At 39.0% G+C, this 25442-nt stretch carries 21 protein-coding genes; 5 read left to right on the top strand and 16 right to left on the bottom strand.

Annotation, left to right across the window (positions count from 1 at the left end):
- Positions 1–90 precede the first annotated feature (90 nt).
- The 6 genes from OZX63_RS06935 to rpmG form a co-directional block, all read right to left on the bottom strand.
- Entirely contained in the window at positions 91–10071 is a 9981-nt protein-coding gene (locus OZX63_RS06935) for an SLAP domain-containing protein (protein WP_277142676.1), read from the bottom strand.
- 849 nt (positions 10072–10920) lie between these two features.
- Entirely contained in the window at positions 10921–11613 is a 693-nt protein-coding gene (gene rplA, locus OZX63_RS06940) for a 50S ribosomal protein L1 (RefSeq protein WP_277142678.1), read from the bottom strand.
- A gap of 73 nt (positions 11614–11686) precedes the next feature.
- Positions 11687–12112, bottom strand: a complete 426-nt coding sequence (gene rplK, locus OZX63_RS06945) for a 50S ribosomal protein L11 (RefSeq protein WP_046307440.1) — start codon at positions 12110–12112, stop codon at positions 11687–11689.
- 124 nt (positions 12113–12236) lie between these two features.
- Positions 12237–12785, bottom strand: coding sequence for a transcription termination/antitermination protein NusG (gene nusG, locus OZX63_RS06950; protein WP_277130644.1), 549 nt, complete (start codon positions 12783–12785; stop codon positions 12237–12239).
- Positions 12786–12886: 101 nt separating this feature from the next.
- The gene (gene secE, locus OZX63_RS06955) at positions 12887–13057 is read right to left on the bottom strand and encodes a preprotein translocase subunit SecE (RefSeq protein ID WP_277130643.1); all 171 of its coding nucleotides are present in this window, start codon (positions 13055–13057) and stop codon (positions 12887–12889) included.
- 6 nt (positions 13058–13063) lie between these two features.
- Complete coding sequence (gene rpmG / locus OZX63_RS06960) at positions 13064–13213, bottom strand: 50S ribosomal protein L33 (RefSeq protein WP_277130642.1); 150 nt, start codon at positions 13211–13213, stop codon at positions 13064–13066.
- A 295-nt stretch (positions 13214–13508) separates the two neighbouring features.
- Here rpmG and OZX63_RS06965 point away from each other — a divergent pair, with 295 nt between their 5' ends.
- Positions 13509–15245, top strand: coding sequence for a 1-deoxy-D-xylulose-5-phosphate synthase (locus OZX63_RS06965; protein ID WP_277142680.1), 1737 nt, complete (start codon positions 13509–13511; stop codon positions 15243–15245).
- Between the two features lie 102 nt (positions 15246–15347).
- Here OZX63_RS06965 and OZX63_RS06970 read toward each other — a convergent pair whose 3' ends face one another.
- The 5 genes from OZX63_RS06970 to cysS form a co-directional block, all read right to left on the bottom strand.
- Complete coding sequence (locus OZX63_RS06970; RefSeq protein WP_277142681.1) at positions 15348–15563, bottom strand: hypothetical protein; 216 nt, start codon at positions 15561–15563, stop codon at positions 15348–15350.
- Between the two features lie 78 nt (positions 15564–15641).
- Positions 15642–16205, bottom strand: a complete 564-nt coding sequence (locus tag OZX63_RS06975) for a sigma factor (RefSeq protein WP_277142683.1) — start codon at positions 16203–16205, stop codon at positions 15642–15644.
- A 215-nt stretch (positions 16206–16420) separates the two neighbouring features.
- Positions 16421–17176 carry a 23S rRNA (guanosine(2251)-2'-O)-methyltransferase RlmB gene (gene rlmB, locus OZX63_RS06980; RefSeq protein ID WP_277142685.1) on the bottom strand — a complete coding sequence of 252 codons (756 nt, stop codon included), beginning with the start codon at positions 17174–17176 and terminating at the stop codon, positions 16421–16423.
- Complete coding sequence (locus OZX63_RS06985) at positions 17163–17606, bottom strand: ribonuclease III domain-containing protein (RefSeq protein WP_277142687.1); 444 nt, start codon at positions 17604–17606, stop codon at positions 17163–17165. The genes rlmB and OZX63_RS06985 overlap by 14 nt, the downstream gene beginning before the upstream one ends.
- The gene (cysS, locus tag OZX63_RS06990) at positions 17599–19023 is read right to left on the bottom strand and encodes a cysteine--tRNA ligase (protein ID WP_277142689.1); all 1425 of its coding nucleotides are present in this window, start codon (positions 19021–19023) and stop codon (positions 17599–17601) included. Before cysS ends, OZX63_RS06985 begins: the two co-directional genes overlap by 8 nt.
- Before the next feature lie 195 nt (positions 19024–19218).
- Here cysS and OZX63_RS06995 point away from each other — a divergent pair, with 195 nt between their 5' ends.
- The 3 genes from OZX63_RS06995 to OZX63_RS07005 are packed head-to-tail and all read left to right on the top strand — an operon-like array spanning position 19219 to position 20139.
- Positions 19219–19521, top strand: a complete 303-nt coding sequence (locus OZX63_RS06995) for a hypothetical protein (RefSeq protein ID WP_277142691.1) — start codon at positions 19219–19221, stop codon at positions 19519–19521.
- A gap of 9 nt (positions 19522–19530) precedes the next feature.
- Positions 19531–19833, top strand: a complete 303-nt coding sequence (locus OZX63_RS07000) for a hypothetical protein (RefSeq protein ID WP_277142693.1) — start codon at positions 19531–19533, stop codon at positions 19831–19833.
- Between the two features lie 9 nt (positions 19834–19842).
- Entirely contained in the window at positions 19843–20139 is a 297-nt protein-coding gene (locus OZX63_RS07005) for a hypothetical protein (protein WP_277142694.1), read from the top strand.
- Positions 20140–20224: 85 nt separating this feature from the next.
- Here the strand turns inward: OZX63_RS07005 and OZX63_RS07010 are convergent, their stop codons facing one another.
- Positions 20225–20455: a hypothetical protein gene (locus OZX63_RS07010; protein ID WP_277142696.1), complete on the bottom strand. Its 231-nt coding sequence runs from the start codon at positions 20453–20455 to the stop codon at positions 20225–20227.
- Between the two features lie 191 nt (positions 20456–20646).
- Here OZX63_RS07010 and OZX63_RS07015 point away from each other — a divergent pair, with 191 nt between their 5' ends.
- Positions 20647–21006 (top strand): hypothetical protein, encoded by a 360-nt coding sequence (locus OZX63_RS07015; protein ID WP_277163665.1) that lies wholly within the window; start codon positions 20647–20649, stop codon positions 21004–21006.
- A gap of 49 nt (positions 21007–21055) precedes the next feature.
- Here the strand turns inward: OZX63_RS07015 and OZX63_RS07020 are convergent, their stop codons facing one another.
- The 4 genes from OZX63_RS07020 to OZX63_RS07035 form a co-directional block, all read right to left on the bottom strand.
- Positions 21056–22273 carry an ABC transporter permease gene (locus tag OZX63_RS07020; RefSeq protein WP_277142700.1) on the bottom strand — a complete coding sequence of 406 codons (1218 nt, stop codon included), beginning with the start codon at positions 22271–22273 and terminating at the stop codon, positions 21056–21058.
- The gene (locus OZX63_RS07025) at positions 22266–23156 is read right to left on the bottom strand and encodes an ATP-binding cassette domain-containing protein (RefSeq protein ID WP_277142702.1); all 891 of its coding nucleotides are present in this window, start codon (positions 23154–23156) and stop codon (positions 22266–22268) included. The genes OZX63_RS07020 and OZX63_RS07025 overlap by 8 nt, the downstream gene beginning before the upstream one ends.
- Positions 23157–23232: 76 nt before the next feature.
- Positions 23233–23841, bottom strand: coding sequence for a helix-turn-helix transcriptional regulator (locus tag OZX63_RS07030; RefSeq protein ID WP_277142705.1), 609 nt, complete (start codon positions 23839–23841; stop codon positions 23233–23235).
- A gap of 140 nt (positions 23842–23981) precedes the next feature.
- On the bottom strand, positions 23982–25385 hold the full coding sequence (locus OZX63_RS07035) for an APC family permease (protein WP_277142707.1): 1404 nt from the start codon (positions 25383–25385) through the stop codon (positions 23982–23984).
- Positions 25386–25442 lie beyond the last annotated feature (57 nt).

The following is a 25442-nucleotide window of genomic DNA, read 5'->3' on the forward strand; positions in this document are numbered from 1 at the left end:
TATATCTCAATTAACATAATACAGAAAAATCCGCTAGAACTTCTTGTTCTAACGGATTTTCTCCTTACTAAATTTTTACTTCATTTAACACTATTTTTTGAAATTTTTTACTAAAATGTAATGACCATGACTTGCGTGATAGTACTTCTTACCATTGATTGTCTTAGTACCATAAACCTTAATCTTTTGACCTTTTCCTAGTTTTTTACCACTAAGACGATGACCCTTCTTATTGTAAACATATGCATTGTGCTTTAAACGTAATTCACTACCCTTAAAGTTACCAGCTGCGATATATTTACCATGCAGAACGCTGTAGAACTTTCGACCATGAATATAAACAGTATCATAAGCCTTCATCTTCTTACCGCGTTTCAATATCTTCTTACCAATCCGCTTACCTTTAGAGTTATAGACATAAGCATTGTGACGCAGCTTCTTTTCAAAGCCAATGAAGTTTAGTGCATCTACATAATGATTATCACCAATATAATAGTAATACGTACCATTAATCAATTGTTGATCACCGTATGTATTAACCATTGTATGAGCAGTCATAACCAAATCATCAACCCGATTACCATTCTCATCATAAACATAAGCGTTATGTTGTAATTCTTTAATTACCGCATTTTCTGTGGCATTCGAAGTTGAGGTAGATGCTGAATTTGAAGCAGATGGTGTGTTGGAAGCAGGTACATAGTTGCCTCCGCCACCGTTGTCCCAGTTGCCGTTCCATTCATCAGCAGATGACTTACTCTTGCTGTCACTTTCGCTTGCAACGGTTGAAGTTGATTCACTGGCACTCGTACTTGCACTGATTGAGCTGCCGCTCTCGCTTGTACTTATGATAACTGACGTGCTGTCACTCTCACTAGTTGAAGTACTTGCACTGGCTGAACTATTACCGTCACTAATTGAAGCACTTTCACTCATACTTGCACTCACTGAGCTATTGCTATCACTAATTGATGTGCTTTCACTCATACTTGCACTCACTGAGCTATTACTATTACTAATTGATGTGCTTAGACTCTCACTAGCACTACTTACAAGTGAATTACTGTCACTCATACTTGTACTTGCAGAGCTGTTGCTGTCACTAATTGATGTGCTGAAGCTATTACTTTGACTAAGAACAATTGAATTACTGAAGCTAAGTGATTTGCTATAGCTTTCACTTTCACTACTTGCTTCAGATTTACTATCTCTCACACTTGCAGATTCACTCAAACTTGCGGAGTAGGAGCTGTTGTTAACTGAATTACTGTAACTTTCACTAGTACTATCAGCCATTGACTTACTTAAACTTTCACTAGTTGATCTACTCATGCTTGCAAGATAGTCGCTGGTACTGATTGAGGCACTAAAGCTGTCACTTTGACTTAAAACTGTTGAGTTACTTAGGCTAAGCGATGTACTTTCTCTGTCAGCTACAAATTGACTGTCTCTTTGACTAGTCGAAGTACTAAAACTTGCGGAGTATGAACTGTTGTTAACTGATTCACTGTAGCTTGTACTTGTACTGTCAGCTAGTGACTTACTTTGACTTGCTGCAGTTGAACGACTGTTACTTGCTTCCAAATCACTAGTACTGATTGATGTACTGAAGCTCTCACTTTGACTTTCGGCAACTGAATTACTATCACTCAGTGACTTGCTGTAACTTTCGCTTGCACTGATTGCAGAAGCTTGGCTATTGCTTTGACTTGTTGATGTGCTCAAGCTTGCTGCGTATGAACTGTTGTTGACTGAAATGCTGTAACTTTCACTTGCGCTTTCAGCTTGTGATTGGCTCCAACTCTCACTTGTTGAACGACTGATACTTGCAAGGTAATCGCTATTGCTAATTGATAAGCTATAGCTGTCACTTTGACTAAGAACAATTGAGTTGCTCAAGCTAAGTGACTTGCTTGTGCTCAAGCTGATAGCATCTGATACTGAATTACTATCGCTCAGTGAAGTACTATAGCTGTCACTATTGCTTGTAACTACCGAATTACTGTCACTTAATGATGAACTGTAACTCTGACTGTTACTTTCTGCAGCTGACTTGCTGTCACTTGTACTCGTTGAAGTACTTGTATTTGCAGAAGAATTACTATCGCTTACTGATTTACTGTAACTTTCACTAGTACTGTCGACTGCTGATTGGCTGTCCTTCTGACTAGTTGAAGTACTCAAACTTGCGGAGTATGAGCTGTTATTAACTGAAGCACTGTAGCTGTCGCTAGAACTTCCAGCCATTGACCTACTGTTACTCTCACTCGTTGAGCGGCTGGTACTTGCCAAGTAATTACTATCACTAATTGAAGTACTGTAACTTGCGCTCTCGCTATCAGCCTTTGATTTACTATTACTTTCACTAGTTGAGCGACTAACACTTGCCAAGTAATCACTGCCACTGATTGAAGTGCTGAAACTATTACTTTGACTAGCAACCAATGAGTTACTTGCACTAGCTGCTGAATTACTGTCACTCAATGAAGAGCTGTAGCTTTCACTTGTACTATCGGCAGCTGACTTGCTGTTGCTTGCACTCGTTGAAGCAACTTGACTTGCCAAGCTGCTACTATCAGCTAACGAGTTGCTATAGCTTTCGCTAGCGCTAACTGCAGTTGACTTACTATCTCTTGCACTTGCCGATGCACTCAAGCTTGCAGAATATGAACTGTTGTTGACTGATGCACTATAACTTTGACTAGTACTATCTGCTTCTGACTTGCTTTGGCTGGCACTTGTTGAGCGACTATTGCTTGCAATAATGTCACTATCGCTAACTGATGTGCTAAAGCTCTTACTTTGACTCTCAGCTTGTGAATTACTTGCGCTAGCTGAAATGCTTGTACTATCAGCTGTCGACTTGCTGTCACTCTGACTGGTCGATGTGCTTGCACTACCACTGACACTTGTGCTATCGGCAGTTGATTTACTGTTGCTTGCACTCGTTGAAGCGCTTTGACTTGCTGAAACATTACTGTCACTGAGCGAAGTACTGAAACTCTGACTATTACTGTCAGCCTCAGACTTACTTTGGCTGGCACTGGTTGAAGTGCTCAAACTTGCTGCATATGAACTATTCTTAACTGAATTACTGTAACTTTCACTTGCACTATCAGCCTTCGACTTACTATTACTTTCACTCGTTGAGCGACTAATACTTGCAATGTAATCACTCGTGCTTAGTGAATTACTAAAGCTTTCACTTTGGCTACTGCCCGTTGCATTACTTGCACTGATTACTGAGTTACTCTCACTTAATGATTTACTATAACTTTGACTGGTACTGTCTGCTGCTGATTTACTGTCACTGGCACTTGTCGATGTACTTTGACTATAACTTTCACTCGTGCTGATTACAGCTGAGTTACTATCCTTGATTGAGTTACTGTAACTTTGACTAGTACTGTCAACAGTTGACTTACTGTCACTTGCACTGGTTGATGTACTTTGGCTATAGCTTTCACTAGCACTATCAACAGTTGACTTACTGTCTTTTTGACTACCTGAAGTGCTTAGACTTGCAGAATATGAACTGTTATTAACTGAATTGCTATAGCTTTCACTGGTGCTATCTGCCTTTGATCTACTATTGCTTTCACTCGTTGAACGACTAGCACTTGCAAAAGAATCACTGGTACTTACTGAGTCACTGAAACTTTGACTCTGACTTTGTGCCTTAGAATTACTTGCACTGGCTGATAAGTTACTGTCACTTAATGATTTACTATAACTTTGACTGGTACTATCTGCCGCCGACTTACTGTCACTTGCACTTGTTGAGGTACTTTGGCTATAACTCTCACTTGCACTGACTACTGCAGAATTACTATCCTTGATTGAGTTACTATAACTTTGACTAGTACTGTCAGCCTCTGACTTGCTTTGACTGGCACTTGTTGATGTACTTGCATTAGTCGATGTGCTTGTGCTGTCAGCTGTCGACTTACTATTACTTTGACTCCTCGATGCACTTTGACTAGCTGAAACATTACTGTCACTAATCGAAGTACTGAAGCTTTCACTCGCACTTACTACTGTAGAGTTACTATCTTTAATTGAATCGCTGTAACTTTGACTGGTACTATCTGCCTGTGACTTACTATCACTTTGACTCTTTGATGTACTCTGACTAGCTGAAACATTACTGTCACTAATCGAAGTACTGAAGCTTTCACTCGCACTTACTGCTGTTGACTTACTGTCTCTTGCACTTGCTGATGTACTTAAACTTGCAGAATATGAACTGTTATTAACTGAGTTACTGTAACTTTCGCTCGTGCTCTCTGCCTTCGACTTACTATTACTTTCACTCGTTGAACGACTGGTACTTGCAATGTAATCACTGGTACTTACTGAATCACTAAAGCTTTCACTTTGGCTACTGCCCGTTGCATTACTTGCACTGATTACTGAGTTACTCTCACTTAATGATTTACTATAACTTTGACTGGTACTGTCTGCTGTTGACTTACTGTCTCTTGCACTTGCTGATGCACTTAAACTTGCAGAATATGAACTGTTATTAACTGAATTACTGTAACTTTCACTCGTGCTATCTGCCCGTGATTTACTGTTACTCTCGCTGGCTGAACGACTACCACTGGCAAAAGCATCACTTGTACTTATTGAGTTACTAAAGCTTTCACTTGCACTTACTGCAGTTGACTTGCTTTGACTTGTGCTAGTTGATGTACTTGCATTAGTCGATGTGCTTGTGCTGTCAGCTGTCGACTTACTATCACTTTGACTCTTTGATGTACTCTGACTTGCCGATACATTACTATTGCTAATTGAAGTACTGAAGCTTTCACTCGCACTTACTACTGTAGAGTTACTATCTTTAATCGAATCGCTGTAACTTTGACTGGTACTATCTGCCTGTGACTTACTCTGACTTGCACTCGTTGAAGTACTTGCATTAGTCGATGTGCTTGTGCTGTCAGCTGTCGACTTACTATCACTTTGACTCTTTGATGTACTCTGACTTGCCGATACATTACTATTGCTAATTGAAGTACTGAAGCTTTCACTCGCACTTACTACTGTAGAATTACTATCTTTAATTGAATCGCTGTAACTTTGACTGGTACTATCTGCCTGTGACTTACTCTGACTTGCCGAAACATTACTATTGCTAATTGACGTACTGAAGCTTTCACTCGCACTTACTACTGTCGAGTTACTATCTTTAATTGAATTACTGTAACTTTGACTGGTACTGTCTGCCTGTGACTTACTTTGACTTGTGCTAGTTGAGGTACTTACATTAGTCGATGTGCTTGTGCTGTCAGCTGTCGACTTACTATCACTCTGACTCTTTGATGTACTCTGACTAGCTGATACATTACTATTGCTAATTGAAGTACTGAAGCTTTCACTTGCACTTACTGCTGTTGACTTGCTTTGACTGGCACTTGTTGATGTACTTGCATTAGTCGATGTGCTTGTGCTGTCAGCTGTCGACTTACTATCACTCTGACTCTTTGATGTACTCTGACTTGCCGACACATTACTATTGCTAATTGAAGTACTGAAGCTTTCACTTGCACTTACTACTGTCGAGTTACTATCTTTGATCGAATCGCTGTAACTTTGACTGGTACTGTCTGCCTGTGACTTACTTTGACTTGTGCTAGTTGAGGTACTTACATTAGTCGATGTACTTGTGCTGTCAGCTGTCGACTTACTTTCACTTTGACTCTTTGATGTACTCTGACTAGCTGATACATTACTGTCACTAATTGAAGTACTGAAGCTTTCACTCGCACTTACTACTGTAGAATTACTATCTTTAATTGAATCGCTGTAACTTTGACTGGTACTATCTGCCTGTGACTTACTCTGACTTGCCGAAACATTACTATTGCTAATTGAAGTACTGAAGCTTTCACTCGCACTTACTACTGTAGAGTTACTATCTTTAATCGAATCGCTGTAACTTTGACTGGTACTATCTGCCTGTGACTTGCTTTGACTGGCACTTGTTGATGTACTTGCATTAGTCGATGTGCTTGTGCTGTCAGCTGTCGACTTACTATCACTCTGACTCTTTGATGTACTCTGACTTGCCGACACATTACTATTGCTAATTGAAGTACTGAAGCTTTCACTCGCACTTACTACTGTAGAGTTACTATCTTTAATCGAATCGCTGTAACTTTGACTGGTACTATCTGCCTGTGACTTGCTTTGACTGGCACTTGTTGATGTACTTGCATTAGTCGATGTGCTTGTGCTGTCAGCTGTCGACTTACTATCACTCTGACTCTTTGATGTACTCTGACTTGCCGACACATTACTATTGCTAATTGAAGTACTGAAGCTTTCACTCGCACTTACTACTGTCGAGTTACTATCTTTGATCGAATCGCTGTAACTTTGACTGGTACTGTCTGCCTGTGACTTACTTTGACTTGTGCTAGTTGAGGTACTTACATTAGTCGATGTGCTTGTGCTGTCAGCTGTCGACTTACTTTCACTTTGACTCTTTGATGTACTCTGACTAGCTGATACATTACTGTCACTAATCGAAGTACTGAAGCTTTCACTTGCACTGTCTGCTGTTGACTTGCTTTGACTGGCACTTGTTGATGTACTTGCATTAGTCGATGTGCTTGTGCTGTCAGCTGTCGACTTACTATCACTCTGACTCTTTGATGTACTCTGACTTGCCGACACATTACTATTGCTAATTGAAGTACTGAAGCTTTCACTCGCACTTACTACTGTCGAGTTACTATCTTTAATCGAATCACTGTAACTTTGACTGGTGCTATCTGCCTGTGACTTACTCTGACTTGCACTCGTGGAAGTACTTTGACTAGTTGATGTGCTTGCACTATCTACCGTCGACTTACTATCACTCTCGCTTGTTGACGTACTTTGACTGATTGATGTACTAGTGCTATCAACTGTCGACTTACTATTGCTCTCACTCGTTGATGTGCTTTGACTAGTTGATGTGCTTGCACTATCTACCGTCGACTTACTATTACTCTCGCTTGTTGACGTACTTTGACTAGTTGATGTACTTGCACTGTCTGCAGCCGATTTACTATTACTCTCGCTTGTTGACGTACTTTGACTAGTTGATGTACTTGCACTGTCTGCAGCCGATTTACTATTACTCTCGCTTGTTGACGTACTTTGACTGATTGACGTACTTGTACTTTCAACTGTCGATTTACTGTTGCTTTCGCTTGTTGAAGCACTTTGACTGATTGACGTACTTGTACTTTCAACTGTCGATTTACTGTTGCTTTCGCTTGTTGAAGCACTTTGACTAGTTGATGTATTTACACTTGTACTTTCAACTGTCGACTTACTTTGACTTATCGATGTGCTTGCACTGTCTGCAATTGACTTACTATTGCTCTCACTTGTTGAGGTACTTTGACTAGTTGATGTGCTTGCACTGTCTGCAATTGACTTACTATTACTTTCGCTTGTTGACGTGCTCTGACTTATCGATGTGCTTGCACTGTCTGCAATCGACTTACTATTACTCTCGCTTGTTGACGTACTTTGACTAGTTGATGTACTTGCACTGTCTGCAGCCGATTTACTATTACTCTCGCTTGTTGACGTACTTTGACTAGTTGATGTGCTTGCACTATCAACTGTCGACTTACTGTTGCTTTCGCTCGTCGAAGTACTTTGACTGATTGACGTACTTGTACTTTCAACTGTCGATTTACTGTTACTCTCACTTGTTGACGTGCTCTGACTTATCGAGGTACTTGTACTAGTGCTATCAACTGTCGATTTACTGTTACTCTCACTTGTTGAAGTACTTTGACTAGTAGATGTGCTTGCACTATCAACTGTTGATTTACTATTACTCTCACTTGTTGACGTGCTCTGACTTATCGAGGTACTTGTACTAGTGCTATCAACTGTCGATTTACTATTACTCTCACTTGTTGAAGTACTTTGACTAGTTGATGTACTTGCACTGTCTGCAGCCGATTTACTATTACTCTCGCTTGTTGACGTACTTTGACTAGTTGATGTGCTTGCACTATCAACTGTCGATTTACTGTCTTTGATTGAATTACTATCGCTGATTGAAATACTAAAGCTTTCACTCGCACTTATTACTTTTGAATTACTATCTTTAAGTGACTTACTGTAACTCTCACTTGCACTATCAGCTATCGACTTACTGTCTTTCTGACTCTGCGATGTACTCCGACTAGCTGACGCATTACTATCACTAATTGAGGTACTAAAGCTTTCACTCGCACTTATTACTTTTGAATTACTATCTTTAAGTGACTTACTGTAACTCTCACTTGCACTGTCCGCAGCCGACTTACTGTCTTTTTGACTCTTCGATGTACTTTGACTGGCCGAGACATTACTATCACTAATTGAAGTACTAAAGCTTTCACTCGCACTTGCTACTTTCGAATTGCTATCTTTGATTGAATTACTATCGCTGATTGAAATACTAAAGCTCTCACTCGTACTGTCTGCAGCCGATTTACTGTCGCTCTTACTTGTTGATGTACTTTGACTAGTTGAAGTACTTTGGCTAATTGATGTACTTACACTAGTACTATTAGCTGCTAATTCACTATCTTTTAGTGAATTACTATCGCTGATTGAAATGCTAAAGCTTTCACTCGCACTAACTACTTTTGAGTTACTATCCTTAATCGAATTACTGTAACTTTCACTCGCACTATCAGCTATCGACTTACTGTCTTTTTGACTCCTCGACGTACTCTGACTAGCCGAAACATTACTATTACTAATTGATGTACTAAAGCTTTCACTCGCACTGACTACTTTCGAGTTACTATCCTTAATCGAATTACTATAACTTTCACTCGCACTATCGGCTATCGACTTACTTTGCGATGTGCTCTGACTAGCCGAAACATTACTGTCACTTATTGATGTACTAAAGCTCTGACTTGCACTATCGTCTGCATCCAACGAACTAAAGTATAGGCTTGCACTTTTAGACATCGAGTCACTAATAACTAGGCTTGTTGAGTAACTTTTACTTGCGGAAGCACTCTGACTATATGCATCTGAAAGGAATGCTGAGTAACTTTTACTTGTTGATACAGAAGACAGTGAGTAACTTTTACTTGCGGAATCACTCTGACTATATACATCTGAAAGGGATGCTGAGTAACTTTTACTTGTTGATGCAGAAGCCAGTGAGTAACTGGTACTTGCGGAAGTGCTCTGACTATATATATTCGAAAATAATTCTGAGCGACTTTTACTTGCTGAAGTACTCTGACTGGCTGACAAAGCACTCCTGCTTTGACTTAGTGATTTGCTGGTACTTGCCGACTGGCTTAAGCTTACTACGAAATCAATTAAACTAATTGAATTACTGTAACTTGCTTTACTTGACAAAAAATCACTGGTACTTGCGGAAATGCTATGGCTGTATATACTTGATAAGTGTGTTGACTTTGATTGACTAGCACTAAGGCTCTGACTATATTGACTATATACATCTGATGAGTAATCTTTTGTATTTACTTCACTATTAGAGTTACTTGCATCATAATTACTAGTACTTTCTAACCCTCTTTGATCATTAGCCTTTGAAGAAGTTAACGATCCTTGTTCATCTAGTGCTGACTTGGAAATCTCTAACTGTTGCTTAACTACTTTACTCGTTGCATTAGCTGAAGCAGATTCAATAGTTGACATTGAACTAGCAGTTAATTGTGACTTAATAGCCATACTCTGTGCTTCATTTTGATCAACAGCCGACTGTGAGTTATAACGAGTGGTTTGTTGCTGACTGAGAGCTTTTATAGAATTATCTTGTACTGACTGTTTTTGTGCAGTCTGAGAGGCTGGAATTACTGCCGAGTTGGCATTAACCAGTAAATGTTCATAATTAGTGGTCTTAATCTTGGGAACATTAGTTGCTGCGTGAGCTACTTGCGGCGAATTTAACAAGCCGCCCAAAATACCGCCAAGTCCAGCTGTACCTGCTGTTAATAAATTACGCCGAATTGAACGGATTTTATCTAATTTTTCTTTTTCACTTAGCTCTTTCTTTGAATTTTTATTCTGATCTGAATTTACCATTTTATACACCTAACACCTAATCTAATAATAGTTAACTTTGTTTTTATGACTATTACCTATACGTAACACCAAATTTTATTAATGCTAATTAAACCTGAAAAAACTTTTCATAATATAAAAAATAAAATACCTTGTATCCAAATTTATATTTGCACAGTAAGTAATTTAATCACAATTAATATAACAGTTATTCATATAAATTCAACAGTATCAACTATTTATTTACGCAAATAAAAAATAACAGAGTATTATATAGCTAATTAAATACTCAATAATTTTTTATATTGCAACCAGATTTTAAAATAGTTAACGAAACAATTATATTAAATAACACATATATAATTTACTAGCAGTAAGATGCTTTGATCAACCAAAAATTAAATAACGCTCGTTTTTAAAGTCTTTACCAAATCTTAATATTTTGCATTGATTAAAAGTAAAATAAATTTATATTAATAAAATGCTTCGCTCATAATCGCATATCAATAATTATATAGGCTAAAAAGGCAATAATAAATGGTGAAAATTTTCTATTACTTAGCTATTCATAAAATCATTCTATTACTTCAGAGGATAGATTAAAATTGTTTCTATAGTTCTCGATACTTACCTCATAAAATTGAAACCACTTCACCTTAATCTTAGTTGACACATATAACACTCCTCAAGATATGAATTCATAATTTTTGTACAACTCGTAAAGTAGTAACTTCTATTGCTTTTGCCGAAGAAAATTACTTAAAGTTTAGCAAATTAAATAATTTTCTTTATCAACAGGATTTAAAAATACGAAAAAAAAAGCAACTTACATTTCTGTAAATTGCTTTTAATTGATTAATCTATATTAAATTAGTCCAAGTTTAATGGATCAAGCTTGATCCCTGGGCCAAAGGTTGCTGCAACAGCAACACTCTTAATGTATTGACCCTTGGCTGCTGCTGGACGTGCACGTAAGATAACGTCACGTAAAGCATCAAAGTTTTCTACTAATTGTTCATCAGTAAATGAAACCTTACCAATAGCTGCATGAATAGCAGCTTGACGGTCAACACGGTATTCAACTTGACCAGCTTTAACGTTCTTAACGGCCTTTTCGATGTCCATTGTAACTGTACCAGTCTTAGGGTTAGGCATTAAACCTTTAGGCCCTAAAATACGACCTAAACGTCCAACCTTGGCCATCATCATTGGTGTAGCAACAACAACGTCAAAGTCCAAGTAACCGTTTTGAACTTTTTCTACTAAGTCGTCTGAACCAACTTCGTCAGCACCGGCAGCCTTAGCTTGTTCAGCTTGTGGGCCTTCAGCAAAAACAACAACCTTTTGGGTCTTACCAGTACCGTTAGGCAATACAAGTGAACCACGAATTTGTTGGTCAGCTTGCTTAGGGTCAACACTCAAGTTGTATGAAACTTCAACTGAAGCATCAAAACCTGCGTATGAAGTTTCTTTAACTAACTTCATTGCTTCAGCAACTGAATATAACTTCTTTGAATCTACTTTTTTAGCAGCTTCTACATATTTTTTACCATGCTTTGGCATGTGATTTCCTCCTTAATATGTGGTCAAACAAGCCCGAGCAGCTCTCCCACCTAAATTGTTATAAATAACAGGATTAGTCTTCGACTTCGATACCCATGCTTCTAGCAGTACCTTCGATCATCCGCATAGCAGCTTCGACATCAGCAGCGTTAAGGTCCTTCATCTTTGTTTCAGCGATTTCCTTAACTTGGTCCTTGGTTACCTTACCAACTTTCTTGGTATTAGGTTCACCAGAAGCCTTGTCGATCTTAGCAGCTTGCTTCAATAATACTGGAGCTGGTGGAGTCTTAGTAATGAATTCGAATGAACGATCTTCATATACAGTGATGACTACAGGAATAATCATGCCTTTTTGATCAGCTGTTCTAGCATTGAAGTCCTTAGTAAAACCAACAATGTTGATACCTGCTTGACCTAAAGCTGGACCAACTGGAGGTGCGGGTGTTGCAGCACCAGCTGGGATTTGTAATTTGACAACGTTAATAACTTTCTTTGCCACGGTCAAAACCTCCTTGATTCCGTGTGTGGTTAAAATGGAGAAGTTACCTACTTCTCCTCCCACAATAATAAAAGTACGTTAGTATCTTATCATCGTTTGGCGATAATTGCAATACTAACTTACTTTAATCAATCTTTTTAACTTGGTCGTAGTCTAGTTCAGTTGTAGTTGCACGACCAAACATATCAACAGAAACAAATAACTTGTACTTGTCTGGTTGAATTTCAGTGATTTTACCTTCAACACCGTTAAAGGCACCGTCGATAATTGTAACTGTTTCGCCAACTTCAAAGTCAATTTGTGGCCGTTTAGCTGGTTCACCTTGTTGACGCAACAAGCGGTTAACTTCTTCATCAAGTAATGGTGACGGCTTAGAACCACCACCATGGGAACCAACAAAGCCCGTAACGTTTGGTGTGTTTCGAACAACAAACCAACTTTCGTCAGTCATAACCATTTCAACTAAAACGTATCCTGGGAAAATCTTTTCTTCGACTTCCTTCTTCTTATCATGGACAGTTTCAATCTTTTCTTGTTCAGGGACCATTACCCGAAAAATATAGTCTTGCATCCCCATACTTTGCGCACGTGATAACAGGTCAGACTTAACTTTATCTTCATAACCTGAGTAAGTATGCAATACGTACCATTGCTTCTTTGTTGTTTCAACCATTTAACTCAATTTCTCCTTTTGATTTTTGGCAAACAAAAAAACCTCGACCGAGGTTCTTTCAACTAATATCCATTATAACACGGATCTAAAATTATTTCTATTTACATCACTATCTGTGTCAAACTACTAAATGCTAAGTCAAGTAGACCCAAATATGCCGCAAACAGGATTGAAGTTACGATAACAATTGCTGTATCGTGACGGTTTTGTTTAGCAGTTGGCCAAGTAACTAACTTCATTTCTTGGACAACACTCTTAAAAAACTTAATCATTAACTCCTACCTCGTTTCCTTATGCACAGTCATTTTACCGCAATGCTTACAAAACTTTTTCAGTTCAAGCCGTTGAGTGCGATTTTTACTTGCCGTGATTGAGTAGTTACGCGAGCCGCAGACGCTGCAGGCCAAAGATGCTTTTTTCACTGCCATAATCTCACTTCCAAACTCTTTTATTTTAGCAAAAAAATACCATATGAGCAATTAATATTGGCCAACAAATTTATTCACTGCGTAACCTTTTTAAAAAATATCTGGCGCAAGTAGCTTGGTTGAGCAAAGACATTGCCGTCATAATTAACCATATTTACGCAATTTTTTGATTACCAATCTTATAAACATCGTGATAAACGTTACTCAGTTCACAATATAATGCTGTAAAAGTATTGGTAAAAGCGGTTTCGGTAGCTGTATAATCTACTTGATACCAACATAAGGAGTATACATTATGAATAAACATCCGCATTATTTATTAAACCAAATTTCTGGCCCTGATGACCTGAAAAAGTTAACGTTGCCGCAACTGGAAACGTTAGCCGAAGAAATTAGAACGTTAATTATCGAAAAAGACACGGCTGTTGGCGGGCACTTTGGCCCCGACCTAGGCATTGTTGAAATGACCATTGCCTACCACTACGTCTTTAATGCACCCCAAGATAAACTAATCTGGGACGTTTCCCACCAGACTTATCCCCATAAAATGCTAACGGGTCGCGCGCAAGCCTGGCTTGATCCCGACCATTACGAAGACGTTTCGCCATATACGGACCCCAATGAAAGTCCCTACGATTATTACGCTGTTGGCCATACCTCGACTTCTATTGCCTTAGCAACAGGAATGGCAAAGGCTCGCGACCTTCTGGGCAATCACGAAAACATCATGGCGTTAATCGGCGATGGGGCAATGACTGGCGGCCTGGCTTATGAGGGCTTAAACAACGCGGCAATTGAGCCGCACAATCTGGCTATTGTGGTTAACGACAATCAATGGTCGATTGATAAAAACGTGGGCGGCCTTGTTACTGCCTTAAAGAAATTACGCGACACAAATGGCAAGTCACCAGAGAATCCTTTTACAGCAATGGGATTTGACTATCATTATGTTGCAGACGGCAACGATCTTGCGGCAATGATTGTAGCTTTTCAACAAATTAAAGACGTAGATCATCCAATTTTATTACATATTAATACGCTCAAAGGTAAGGGCTATGCACCTGCGCTTAAAGATGAAGAGGCTTATCACTGGGCTTCTGCTGATTTGTTGGCAGGTAAAGATAAGACTGCTACTAGTCCGAGCGCTAATTCGGTTGCCATTGCTACTGTTGAAGATGAAATTAAGGCCGGCAAGCAAGCAATGATTATCAATGCCGCCATTCCACGCAGCTTTGGTCTTGATGAGTTTAAAAATAACTATCCTGACCACTACACCGATGTCGGAATTGCCGAGCAAGAGTCCGTTGCTTTTGCCGCTGGCTTTGCTAAGGAAGGCGCCATTCCAGTTTTATTTGAAAATTCGAGCTTCTTGCAGCGTGCGTTCGACCAGCTGTCACATGATGTCGCCGCCAACGATTTACCCGTTGTAATGGTCATCGGCAATAACGGCATCACCACCCAATCAAAAACGCACCTTGGACTGTTTGATCAAGTGCTAGTTGCCAACTTACCTAACTGGATTTACCTTGCACCAACCTCCCTTGCCGAAGAAAGGGCCATGCTCAAGTGGGCAATCAACCAGAGCCAACATCCCGTTGCCATCAAGCTGCCAACTAAGCCAGTCCCAGAAGATGGCGCTAGTATTTTAACCGATTATAGCGCCATCCATTACCAAGTATCTCCTGGTAAAAGTGTTGCTGTGATCGCACTTGGTGACTTTTACCAGTTAGGTCAACAAGTCGCCGCTAAAATTGGTGCCACGCTAGTTAATCCACTTGCGGCCAATATTTTAGATAAGCCAACGCTGGATAAACTAGCCCAAGAAAACCAAGTCATTGTCACAATTGAAGATGATCTGATCGACGCTGGCCTAGGGCAAAAGATTGCTTCATACTTAGGTAACAAAGATGTTAAGGTTTTAAATTATGGGCAAAAGCGCGTCTACACCGATCAGTTACCGCTTGAAACCAATTATCACGATAACCACCTTACTGCTGACCAAATTATTAGCGACTTAAATTCCTTATTATAATTAATTGCCAAACAAAAAGCAGCTACTCAAATGAGCAGCTGCTTTTCTAGTGGTCAAACTTAATGCGTAACCACCGGGCGTAGAACATTGTAATAGTCGGATTTACTTCTTAAGATTTTCGTTTACAAAGGATTCGATTTTATCATCAGTGTCTTTTAGGAACGGAAGCATATCTGCTTCTGTCTTCATGGTATCTCTACCATTCTTTTCCATAAAATAGTCCCAAAGGGCATCTCTAACTGGAAGATCAGAATCACTCCAGTCAAAAACTTCCTTCATGTGACGATCCAACAATGCAGTCTTTTCAATCTCTGCCATCTTAATTACCTCCTAAAAATTAATTCTACAAGGTCTATTATACCGCATTTTTACATAATCATATAATATTATTATTTTTCATAACAGTGTCTTACGCATTTTTTGCATAAGTCGTGAGCGTGCACGCACTAGAGCCACCTGCTCTATCTGCAATTTCTGTAAGACCTCCTCTTGATGCCAAACGCCCAAAGCAATTAATAAAGTCTTAATTTCTAAATCTGATAACTGGGCAAATAGTTCGGTGAATTTTTCACTAACTGGAATTTCTGCCAGTTGTGTTGTTTTCTGGTGCAACTGCTCGATGCCCTTTTCCATTGCTGCTTCAAGTGAAGTTGCCTGCGCAAGTGCGCGCCGCCTATATGCCATGTCATGACGAAGCAGTGACCTAGCATGATTATGAAGCCTGGTCTTAAAATAGCTGCCAAACTTGCCTTTGCCCTGTTCATAACTCATAGCTGCTTGGTAGCACACAATCAGCGCATCTTGATCCCAATCCTGACCATCATAACAACGCACAAAGTATTTTTGCTTAATACTATTAATTAACGGCCGATAAAAGTAACATAATTCTACCAATGCATCGTCACTGCCAGCTTGAACTTGCTTAATTAATTTTTGCTCGTATGCTTCTGTTAACTGCATCTTCTTTCTCCTTATATTAATTCGAAAAACTAATTAAGGTGAGAATACTGATTTTTTTAATTACAAAATATCGAACGCGCGTTCAGACGGCGCAATCAAATTTATTTGCTCAGAGCAGCAAAAACAAAAACTAGCTTTTGTTGAAAGCGCGTTAATTCAGAAAAAATTATCGCTTTAAACAAAAAACAGCTGCAATTGCAAGCTGTCTATCTATGTTATTTAAGTGGATTGCGGCTATTTAGCATCTGATAAAGTAAGACCCCAGTTGCCACACTAGCATTCAGTGACTGAACATGGCCCACCATTGGCAGAGTAAGCATCTGATCCATCTGCTCTTTCAAAAGTCGAGCAATACCCTTGCCCTCATTACCAATGACCAGCACCGTTTTACCCTTAGCATTCCACTCACGGTAATCAGTGCCCTGCATATCGGTGCCAAACAACCAGTAGCCGCGCTTTTTCAACAACTGACTGGTTTGAACAAGATTATTAACGCGGGCAACTGGCACATAATCAATCGCTCCCGTTGATGTCTTAGCAACAACAGACGTTAAGCCAGTCGCATGACGTTTAGGAATAATAATCGCATCAACGCCCGTTGCATCAGCTGACCGTAAAATTGAGCCCAAATTATGCGGATCTTCAATTGAGTCAAGCATTAACAAAAACGGTTCTTTGCCTTGCTCATCAAATTGATCAAGTAATTGCTCTAGGTCTGCATATTCAAAGCTAGCAACGGTCAAGACCAAGCCTTGGTGGTTGCCACCCTGCACTAACCGGTCCAGCTTAGTTTTAGGGACAGTTTGTATAACAATCCCCTTCTTTTTAGCTAAGCCATAAACCTCATTGGCGAAGCTATCCTGCACACCTTGCTGTAAAAACACCTTGTTAATTCGCTCAGCATCTTGTGTCTTTAAAAAATCAACCCCAGCATGCCGACCGAAAACAAAATCTTTATCAATTGAAGTCATAGTTATCAATCCCGCCTTCCTCAACAGTCTGAATGCACCACGTTGTCAATTCACGGACGCGGTCTTTTTTATCTAATAAATCCAAATAACCCCATACAGCTTCAAAGCCCGTTGACAACTGGTAAGTTGCTAGGCTAGTGTTTTTGGCCTTAGTATGAGTCTTCGCATTTCGTCCCCGGCGAAAAGTTGCCAGTTCATCTTCGGTAAGCAGCTGCTCATCCTGCAACTTGGTAATCAGTGCTGCTTGCGCCTTAGCCGAGACGTAATGCGTTGCTTCGCGCTGCAATACCTGCGGCTTCACAATGCCGCCTTTCAATAAATGGCGTCTAATAAATAACTCGTATACAGCATCCCCCAAATACGCCAGCGTCTGCCCGCTGAGCGTATCTGGATTAACTTTTTCTTCCGTTAACTTTTTAATTTTAGTCACGTGTCCACCTTGTTCCCTGTGGGGTATCCTGAATTGTAATCCCCAGTTCTTTTAATTGATCGCGCAATTGGTCGCTCTTAGCCCAATCCTTGTTTTTGCGTGCTTCATCGCGTGCCTTAACCAATGCCGTAATTTCCTCATCATCACTTGTTTGCGACTTTTGAATTAATTTAGCCGTATCAATGCCAAAAATACTGAGCCACTGCCCCAATAATTCCTTGGCTTGTGCCAACGCCTCTTTATCAGCCTGGGCGCTATTGGCATTAGCGTTAACTAGCGGCAACAAATCGTAAATCGCTGCTAAAGCATTTTGCACATTAATATCGTCATCCATTGCAGTGACAAACTTCGTTTGCGTTTCTTGGATAGCCTGCCGTAATTGAGCTGAAGTACGCTCAGAAGTGGCATCTTCTAAGCGATAGTCAATATTAATTAGCGTGTTCTTAAAACGCTGCAAAATATTCTTCGCCTGCTCCAGATTCTCCTGTGAGTAATTAATTTGCTTGCGATATTGCACACTTGCCATGAAAAAGCGTAATACTTGTGGGTCAACCGTTTTAAGCAAATCATGCACCGTCACAAAATTATGCAGCGACTTCGACATTTTTTCTTCATCATGACCAACAGTTACAAAACCATTGTGCAGCCAATAATTGACAAACTTTTGACCTGTTGCGGCTTCACTCTGCGCAATTTCATTTTCATGGTGCGGAAATTCCAAATCTTGACCACCACCATGAATATCAATTGTCTTGCCCAGATATTTAGTCGACATTACTGAACACTCAATGTGCCAACCTGGTCGCCCTAGTCCCCATGGCGATTGCCACGCAATCTCATCAGGCTGCTTCTGCTTCTTCCACAGGGCAAAGTCAATTGGGTCTTCCTTACGCTGCTGCTCCTCATCATTGACATGCTCAGAAGCACCTTCTTCAAGTTCGGCAATGTTTTGGCTGCTTAACTCACCATAATGCTTGAACTTTTTAGCACGATAATAAACATCACCGTCAGCTTCATAAGCATAACCATTTTTAATTAATTGTTCAATAAATTCGATAATTTCAGGAATTTCGTGAGTTGCTCGGGGATGCTTAGTTGCTGGCTCCACGTTTAGCGCGGTCGTATCTTCAAGATAACATTTAATGTAACGATCAGCGAGCTCTGGCACAGTAATGCCCTCAGCTCGCGCCTCATTAATCATCTTGTCGTCAACATCTGTAAAGTTAGAGACGTAATTTACCTTATATCCGCGATATTCAAAGTATCGCCGAATTGTATCAAATGCGATGACACTGCGTGCATTCCCAATATGAATGTAATTATAAACTGTCGGGCCACAGACATACATCGAGATTTGTCCTGCAACTAGTGGCTTAAATTCTTCTTTTCTCTTTGTCAAAGTATTATAAATTTTCACGGCTAAGCCTCTCTTCTGTTAATAGCTATTCCCATTTTAGCAGAATCCAGCCAACTTGCTAACCTCCAGGCAAGAATTGCCATCAATTTTACTTTAATAGTTATTAAAAAACTATTTTGACTATCATTTTAAATTTTCCGGACTATAATATTAGTATCTAATATTAATAATGTATAGTATATGAAGGTGATAGATATGAAAATTACAATTACTAGATTTTTTCATCAACATTATTTTGTTTCATGCATGATTCTTTATGCCATAGTTGATTTTATTTTTGACACCATCGGTTTGGCTTTAGGACACTCGCCTAAGATGTTTTTAGCTGATGCAATATCTGCAATAGTAATGATTGTTGGCGGCTTTTGGGTAGAAAAGCGCATTGATCCTAATAAAAACGAGTGGAGCGAATTATTCACAATGGCTGGTTGCGCTCTACTTTATCTTGTAGTTTGCGGTGCTGTGCGACTTATTAGTATGTATCTTTTACACGTTTGAGGTTAGATTATGAAAATTACAATTAAAAACTTTTATTATCGCCATCGAATCGTTTCAGGTATGACATTATATGCCATAATGAATATTATTTTTGACATTATCGGACTATCCTTAGGACATTCACCCAAGATGATTTTAACTGATATGATAACTGCAATTGCATTTATTATCGGCGGCTTCTGGGTGGAAAAGCGCATTGATCCTAATAAGAATGAATGGAGCGAATTATTCACAATGGCTGGTTGCGCTCTACTTTATCTTGTAGTTTGCGTTGCTGTGCGGCTTATCAGTATGTATCTTTTGCACGTTTGAGGTTAGATTATGAAAATTACAATTAAAAACTTTTACCATAAATATCAAACTATTTTTGTTGTTTTAATAATTGGTCTATATAGTTTAGATACATATTGGAAATATTTATTCTCTAACTCAATTAGGGCAACGATTTGTAGTGCTGTACTTACAGTGCTAACAATGCTAATTGCATATTGCGCTCGTTTCTTTGCCTTTGACATCAACAATGCAACTTGGAAACAGTTGTTTAGCGCCGCAGGAATCTTCTTCCTATGGCTAATCGTCGAATATGGCGGTTTAGCTTTCCTAATACTAAACTTTTAACAAATAAAAATGCTACTTCAATCTGAAGCAGCATTTTATTTTACATTCCATGTACTTATTTACAACCACACCATAAAGTCTGCTACTAAAACCAAGTTGCCGAACTTCGAGCAACATCTTCATTGATGTTTGGCTTACTCAACTGAATCAGCAATTGTACTCCTGCTTTAGATAATTGCCTTTTAAGGGCAAGCTCAGTCAAAGCAGATTGCACATTAGTTTTAACTAAATATGGATTTTCGTGCTGGTTTAATTTAATAATCGCTTGTTTAATAATGAACTGTTCATTGGTATTGGACAATTGTTGTTGCAACAATTTTAGTAGATCAAAGTCATTTTTAGGTTTTTTTGAACATCGCTCGTACTCCTACTCTTATTTTTTAATAATATAACACTATTTTTTTGCTCTGATTACAATATTTTGTTTTATAATATTCTTGTTAATATTAAAAACGTATAGTATAAGTATAAAGCAAAGTGAAGTAATTACTGATGTTCGAAATCAACTTGACTAAAAAACAAATAATGTGGTTAATCGCAATTTTACAAGTAGCATTTGCCGGAATTGATTATTACATTAATCGTCCAAACGCAGATTTAACCAGTATTATTGCTTACCTAGCAATTGGTCTTCTATTCTTAGGTATATCTTTTTCCAAACGCTTAACTTCTGGAAAAACTATTAAAAAAGCCGATATGACCAAAAATCAGAAACTTGAACAAAAATTTGAACTTGGCTTTTTAGTTTTTATATTATTTATGACAGTTATCGACTATTCGAATATTGGCTTTAATTTATTGATGATCGATTGCAGCATAATGGATTTACTAATGTCACCTCTGCCTGATAGATCAGTGGCAAAATAACACAAAAACGTATTATCTTCACCAGATAATACGTTTTTCATTGCCTTTTTTAATTTCTTCTAAATAATCTAAGCTTACGTTTTGACTGGTCTTGTTGCAACATCAATTTGCCATAACTCTTGCCAATATAGTAGACGGCTAGAATAATGGCTAACATTAATAGCAGCAATGAACCGATAATTTCCATCACACTGACATTGCCGCCAAATACCCGCAAAGGCATAAAGTAAGACGAAAATAATGGTACATAAGACAAGATTTTAACCAGAACTGCATGAGGCTGCGTTGCGTATGTCAGTGCCAGAATAAAGGCAACAACACAAATCATTGTTGGCCACTGTGCTGCCTGAGATGCGTTTGCACTAGACTTAGAAATAGCCCCGAAATACGCTGCCAGAATAACATAAGCAGTCACGCCCAAAATAATATACAACATTGCCGACCCTAATAAATTATGCAAAATTTGTCTAATCAGGCTTTGATTAGCAATTAACCAGTTGTGTGCTGACTTTATATGCTGTGCAAAAGGCCATGCAATAAAGCCAAAAGCAATATAAGATACCATTTGGGTAATAATCATTAGTAAAATAGCAATTACTTTCCCGCAAAAGTATTTTTCAGGTGTAGTGCTCGAAAAGATAATTTCGATAATCTTATGTCCCTTATCGGCAACAACTTCCTGGGCCATAATTGAGGAATAAATTAGTATCACGAAGTACACTACAAAAACAACTGCCATAAACGTAATCATTTTAATTGTCGTGTCATTAGCCTTACCTGTGACTTGTTTAATTTTAAGCTGCGGCCGCGTTTGTAATTCATGGATTTGCTTAACAGTTAAACGAGCCTGCTGCACATTCACTGCGGTCTGCAACGCATTAATACTTGGGGCTAAATCTTCCTTATCAGGCGCATTATCAGAATCTCCTTGATAAAATTCCGCTTGTAACCTGCCCTGTTTTTCGTTAAGTACGAGATAACCCTGAAGGTCGTCTTTTTTGGTCAGCTTTTCTGCTTGTTTACTTGAAGTAACTGCACTTTTAACCTTCAATTTCTTATTTTGGCTAATGAATGCCTGCTTCAAGGCCGGCTGTGAACTAATTACCGCAATTTCAGCTGTACTGGAGTCACCGTTACTTGCCGTAAAATAGCCAATTCCCATCCCAATTGCCAGAATTAAAAATGGCCCAAAAATTAAGGATAGAAAACTCCATGACTTAACTTGTCTTGAGTAGGTTTCGCTAATAATTGTCCATAATTTACTCATCGCTCTTACCTGCCTTCATCCGGAAAATCTCGTCCAAGCTAAGTGCTTCCTGACTGAACTGCTCAATATATTGTCCTTGTGTTAGCTGGGTAAAAATTTGCTTACCAGCTTCCGGCGTTGTCAGTTTAAGTAAATAATGTTGCGGCGCTAATTTTCTCACACTTTTCACGCCAGCAAGCTCAGCTAGCTGTTGCTCAGTCCAATCTGTCGTCACAAACAGGTTGATTTTACCGAACTGATTGCGCACCTCATCAACGTTGCCATGCAGCACTATCTCCCCTAAGTTGAGCATCACAAGCTGGTCACAGACTTCTTCGACATTTACCATATTATGACTAGAGAAAATAATTGCGGCGCCATTTTCTTTTGCCGATAAGATTGCTTGCTTGAGCAATTCCGCATTTACCGGATCAAGACCGCTGAAAGGTTCATCAAGAATAATTAGTTTAGGCTGATGAATCAAAGTACAAATTAGCTGCACTTTCTGCTGATTACCCTTAGATAGCATCTTAATCTTGGTCTTACGATCACCTTTAACTTCAAAACGCTTGAGCCAATCATCAATTAAGCTCGAGCTGGCATTAAAGTCCTTCAATTTTGCCAGATACTTAATTTGCCGCTCAATTGTCAAATTGGGTAGCAGACTTCTTTCTTCGGGCAAGTAACCAATTTGATCAAAAGCTGATTCAGTAATCTGCTGGTCCTGCCAAGTGATATTGCCTTCATAAGAAAATAAATTTAAGATACTGTGAAATAATGTTGACTTTCCCGCACCGTTTTGCCCAATTAAGCCCAGAATTTGCCCTGGCGCAACAGTAAAAGAAACATCCTTCAACGCGGCCAGTTCACCAAAATTTTTACTAACATGGTCAATTTTTAACATATTATCTCCTTTCATGACTTATATCAAAATTATATAAATTCCAGCATGCAAATGCTAGGCTATTTTTGTTAATATCTTAATATTTATGATGGCGATATAGCCAAGCTCCTACTAAAAATCCGCTGCCTAATCCTATTGACATAACAAGGCCTCTAACTTGGCCAATAATCAAACTCAACCCGATTGTTAGCCCAATGACCAGTGTGACTTCTACATATTTTCCTTTATTACTTGTCAAAAATTTCTGCCAATTATATTCCAAGCCTAAAGATTGTGACTGATCAAAATTATTTACGTCCATCAAGGCTGAGCACAGTGTCAGGTCGCTAATCCAGAATAAAATCATTGCTATCGTTGAAACATTATCTTTTGAAAATACTGCACTTAAGCCGACAACTAACATTCCGATAACAGCAACCACCAGTTTTTTCTTAATCTGTTTCAGATTATTAACGACCTCACGCTTTTCCAGGTTTTCGCGCATCCCAGAATCCTCTTTCAGCAATTCATCAAGTGTAATCTGGTAATAATCACTTAGCTTAATCAAGCTGCCGATATCGGGATAGGATTTTTCATTCTCCCAATTTGAAAGTGTCTGCCGAGTGATGGCAAATTCTTGCGCTACTTGTTCCTGCGTCAAATTTTTAGCTAGCCGCGCTTGCCTTAGATGTTCACCGAATCTCATTATTTGCCCCTCCATTACACCATCAATTTTGCTTAATTGTTGATGAAAGTTCAAGCAAAGATTCTTTGCGTGCTGGTTTATCAAGGTTTTTGCCAATAAAAAAGATCCTATATTTAATAGGACCTTAATATATAAAACATTTATTCTGCGTCTTGCCATTCTCGCCGAGAAATCAAATACATCAATAACGGCAAAATCACAAAGCCAAAGCCAACTGCCAAAATTGCGTACCAGTTAATGCCAACTACTTGGCCGTTTACGATTATCCCAAATTGTACTCGCCAGTTATATTCGACTAACATAAATAGCACAATGATGACGGACAATACCGATGCCACCACATCGGTCAGCAAATTCTTATTTGCCGGTAAAATTTCACCTTTATTATGGCCACGATAAAATTGAATGACCGCAATCGGCACTACCGCAAATTCCAAGAATCTGACGATGGACCCCAAAGTGACTAAATTAGTCAAATCATACTGGAAAGCCATCGGAATCAAAGTTGTGATTGCTGCCGAGATAAAAAACGTTCTAATTGGAAAATTACGCTTGGTTCTCTTGGTTAAATGCGTTGATAGTTGGTGCTCACGTGCCATTGCCTCCAAAAATCGCGGTGCACTAAAACTATAAGCAAAATTTATCCCTAGCATTGAGATTAGTGCCCCAGCCAACACAATGTTGTTCAACAATGGATTAGCAAAAATTGTTGCCAGTGCTACCACTTGGTTTGTCTTCATTAAAGCACTTGGATTTAGCAGCATGGCCACTGCTAAAACGCCAATATAGATGAAAGCAATCAAAATTACGGCCAACGGAATCGCCCGCGGCAAATTTTTCTCGGGTTCTTCCATATCTTCAGCACCCGATGCCACGGCTTCAAAACCCGAGAAAGCATACAGTGCCGAAACGACTGCCATCATAAAGGTGCTAACTGTTACCGTCGGGACAATAACTTTGCCACTCTCACGAATGCGGTCAACTGCACTCAAATCATAATTGCTACCAGTAGTCATTAAGATAATCGCTCCCGCAACAATTAAAACTACTAATGATAAAGTCTTGCAAACTGTTGATAAATTCATAACATACTTAGTAATCCGCTGACCAAATAAATTGATGATTAAATTCAACAACATTAATAGTAGCAAGCCAGCAGTAATCGACATAAATCGATTGGGATTACCACCCAAAATCGCAATAATTGCCTTAACAATGCCAACCGAACTTGTACACCACACGGCATCATTAGCAAAATAACAGGTAATGCCAATATAAAAGCCAAATTTATCACCAAATGCAGCTTTAGCATAAGCATAGGAGGAGCCGGATTTATTAACGTATTTGGACGCGGAGGCAAATGGCAGTGCTAGTACAGCTGCAAAAACTGCAGCTAAAAGATAGACTAGCAGGGATTTGCTACCCACCTGTCTAACTACCGTGCCAGGAGTTAAAAAGATTCCTGACCCGATAATTAGGTTAATTGTTAAAAAGACAATCGCAATAAATCCTAACTTATCGCTCGCTTGTTTATGCTTGCTCATTATCCTGCCCCCATTTCTTGAGTATATTGTTAACATTATATTAGATTGTTAAAATAA

This window comes from Lactobacillus sp. ESL0700 (assembly GCF_029392095.1).
Taxonomy (GTDB): Bacteria; Bacillota; Bacilli; order Lactobacillales; family Lactobacillaceae; genus Lactobacillus.

Excerpts from the sequence above, each read along its gene's own strand:
- OZX63_RS07000 (WP_277142693.1), top strand. The coding sequence starts at position 19,531 with ATGAAAATTACAATTAAAAACTTTTATTATCGCCATCGAATCGTTTCA.
- OZX63_RS07005 (WP_277142694.1), top strand. The coding sequence starts at position 19,843 with ATGAAAATTACAATTAAAAACTTTTACCATAAATATCAAACTATTTTT.
- nusG (WP_277130644.1), bottom strand. The coding sequence starts at position 12,785 with ATGGTTGAAACAACAAAGAAGCAATGGTACGTATTGCATACTTACTCA.
- rplA (WP_277142678.1), bottom strand. The coding sequence starts at position 11,613 with ATGCCAAAGCATGGTAAAAAATATGTAGAAGCTGCTAAAAAAGTAGAT.
- OZX63_RS06995 (WP_277142691.1), top strand. The coding sequence starts at position 19,219 with ATGAAAATTACAATTACTAGATTTTTTCATCAACATTATTTTGTTTCA.
- OZX63_RS06975 (WP_277142683.1), bottom strand. The coding sequence starts at position 16,205 with ATGCAGTTAACAGAAGCATACGAGCAAAAATTAATTAAGCAAGTTCAA.
- OZX63_RS07020 (WP_277142700.1), bottom strand. The coding sequence starts at position 22,273 with ATGAGTAAATTATGGACAATTATTAGCGAAACCTACTCAAGACAAGTT.
- rpmG (WP_277130642.1), bottom strand. The coding sequence starts at position 13,213 with ATGGCAGTGAAAAAAGCATCTTTGGCCTGCAGCGTCTGCGGCTCGCGT.
- OZX63_RS07030 (WP_277142705.1), bottom strand. The coding sequence starts at position 23,841 with ATGAGATTCGGTGAACATCTAAGGCAAGCGCGGCTAGCTAAAAATTTG.
- OZX63_RS06970 (WP_277142681.1), bottom strand. The coding sequence starts at position 15,563 with ATGGCAGAGATTGAAAAGACTGCATTGTTGGATCGTCACATGAAGGAA.
- OZX63_RS06965 (WP_277142680.1), top strand. The coding sequence starts at position 13,509 with ATGAATAAACATCCGCATTATTTATTAAACCAAATTTCTGGCCCTGAT.
- OZX63_RS07035 (WP_277142707.1), bottom strand. The coding sequence starts at position 25,385 with ATGAGCAAGCATAAACAAGCGAGCGATAAGTTAGGATTTATTGCGATT.
- rlmB (WP_277142685.1), bottom strand. The coding sequence starts at position 17,176 with ATGACTTCAATTGATAAAGATTTTGTTTTCGGTCGGCATGCTGGGGTT.
- OZX63_RS06935 (WP_277142676.1), bottom strand. The coding sequence starts at position 10,071 with ATGGTAAATTCAGATCAGAATAAAAATTCAAAGAAAGAGCTAAGTGAA.
- secE (WP_277130643.1), bottom strand. The coding sequence starts at position 13,057 with ATGATTAAGTTTTTTAAGAGTGTTGTCCAAGAAATGAAGTTAGTTACT.
- OZX63_RS07025 (WP_277142702.1), bottom strand. The coding sequence starts at position 23,156 with ATGTTAAAAATTGACCATGTTAGTAAAAATTTTGGTGAACTGGCCGCG.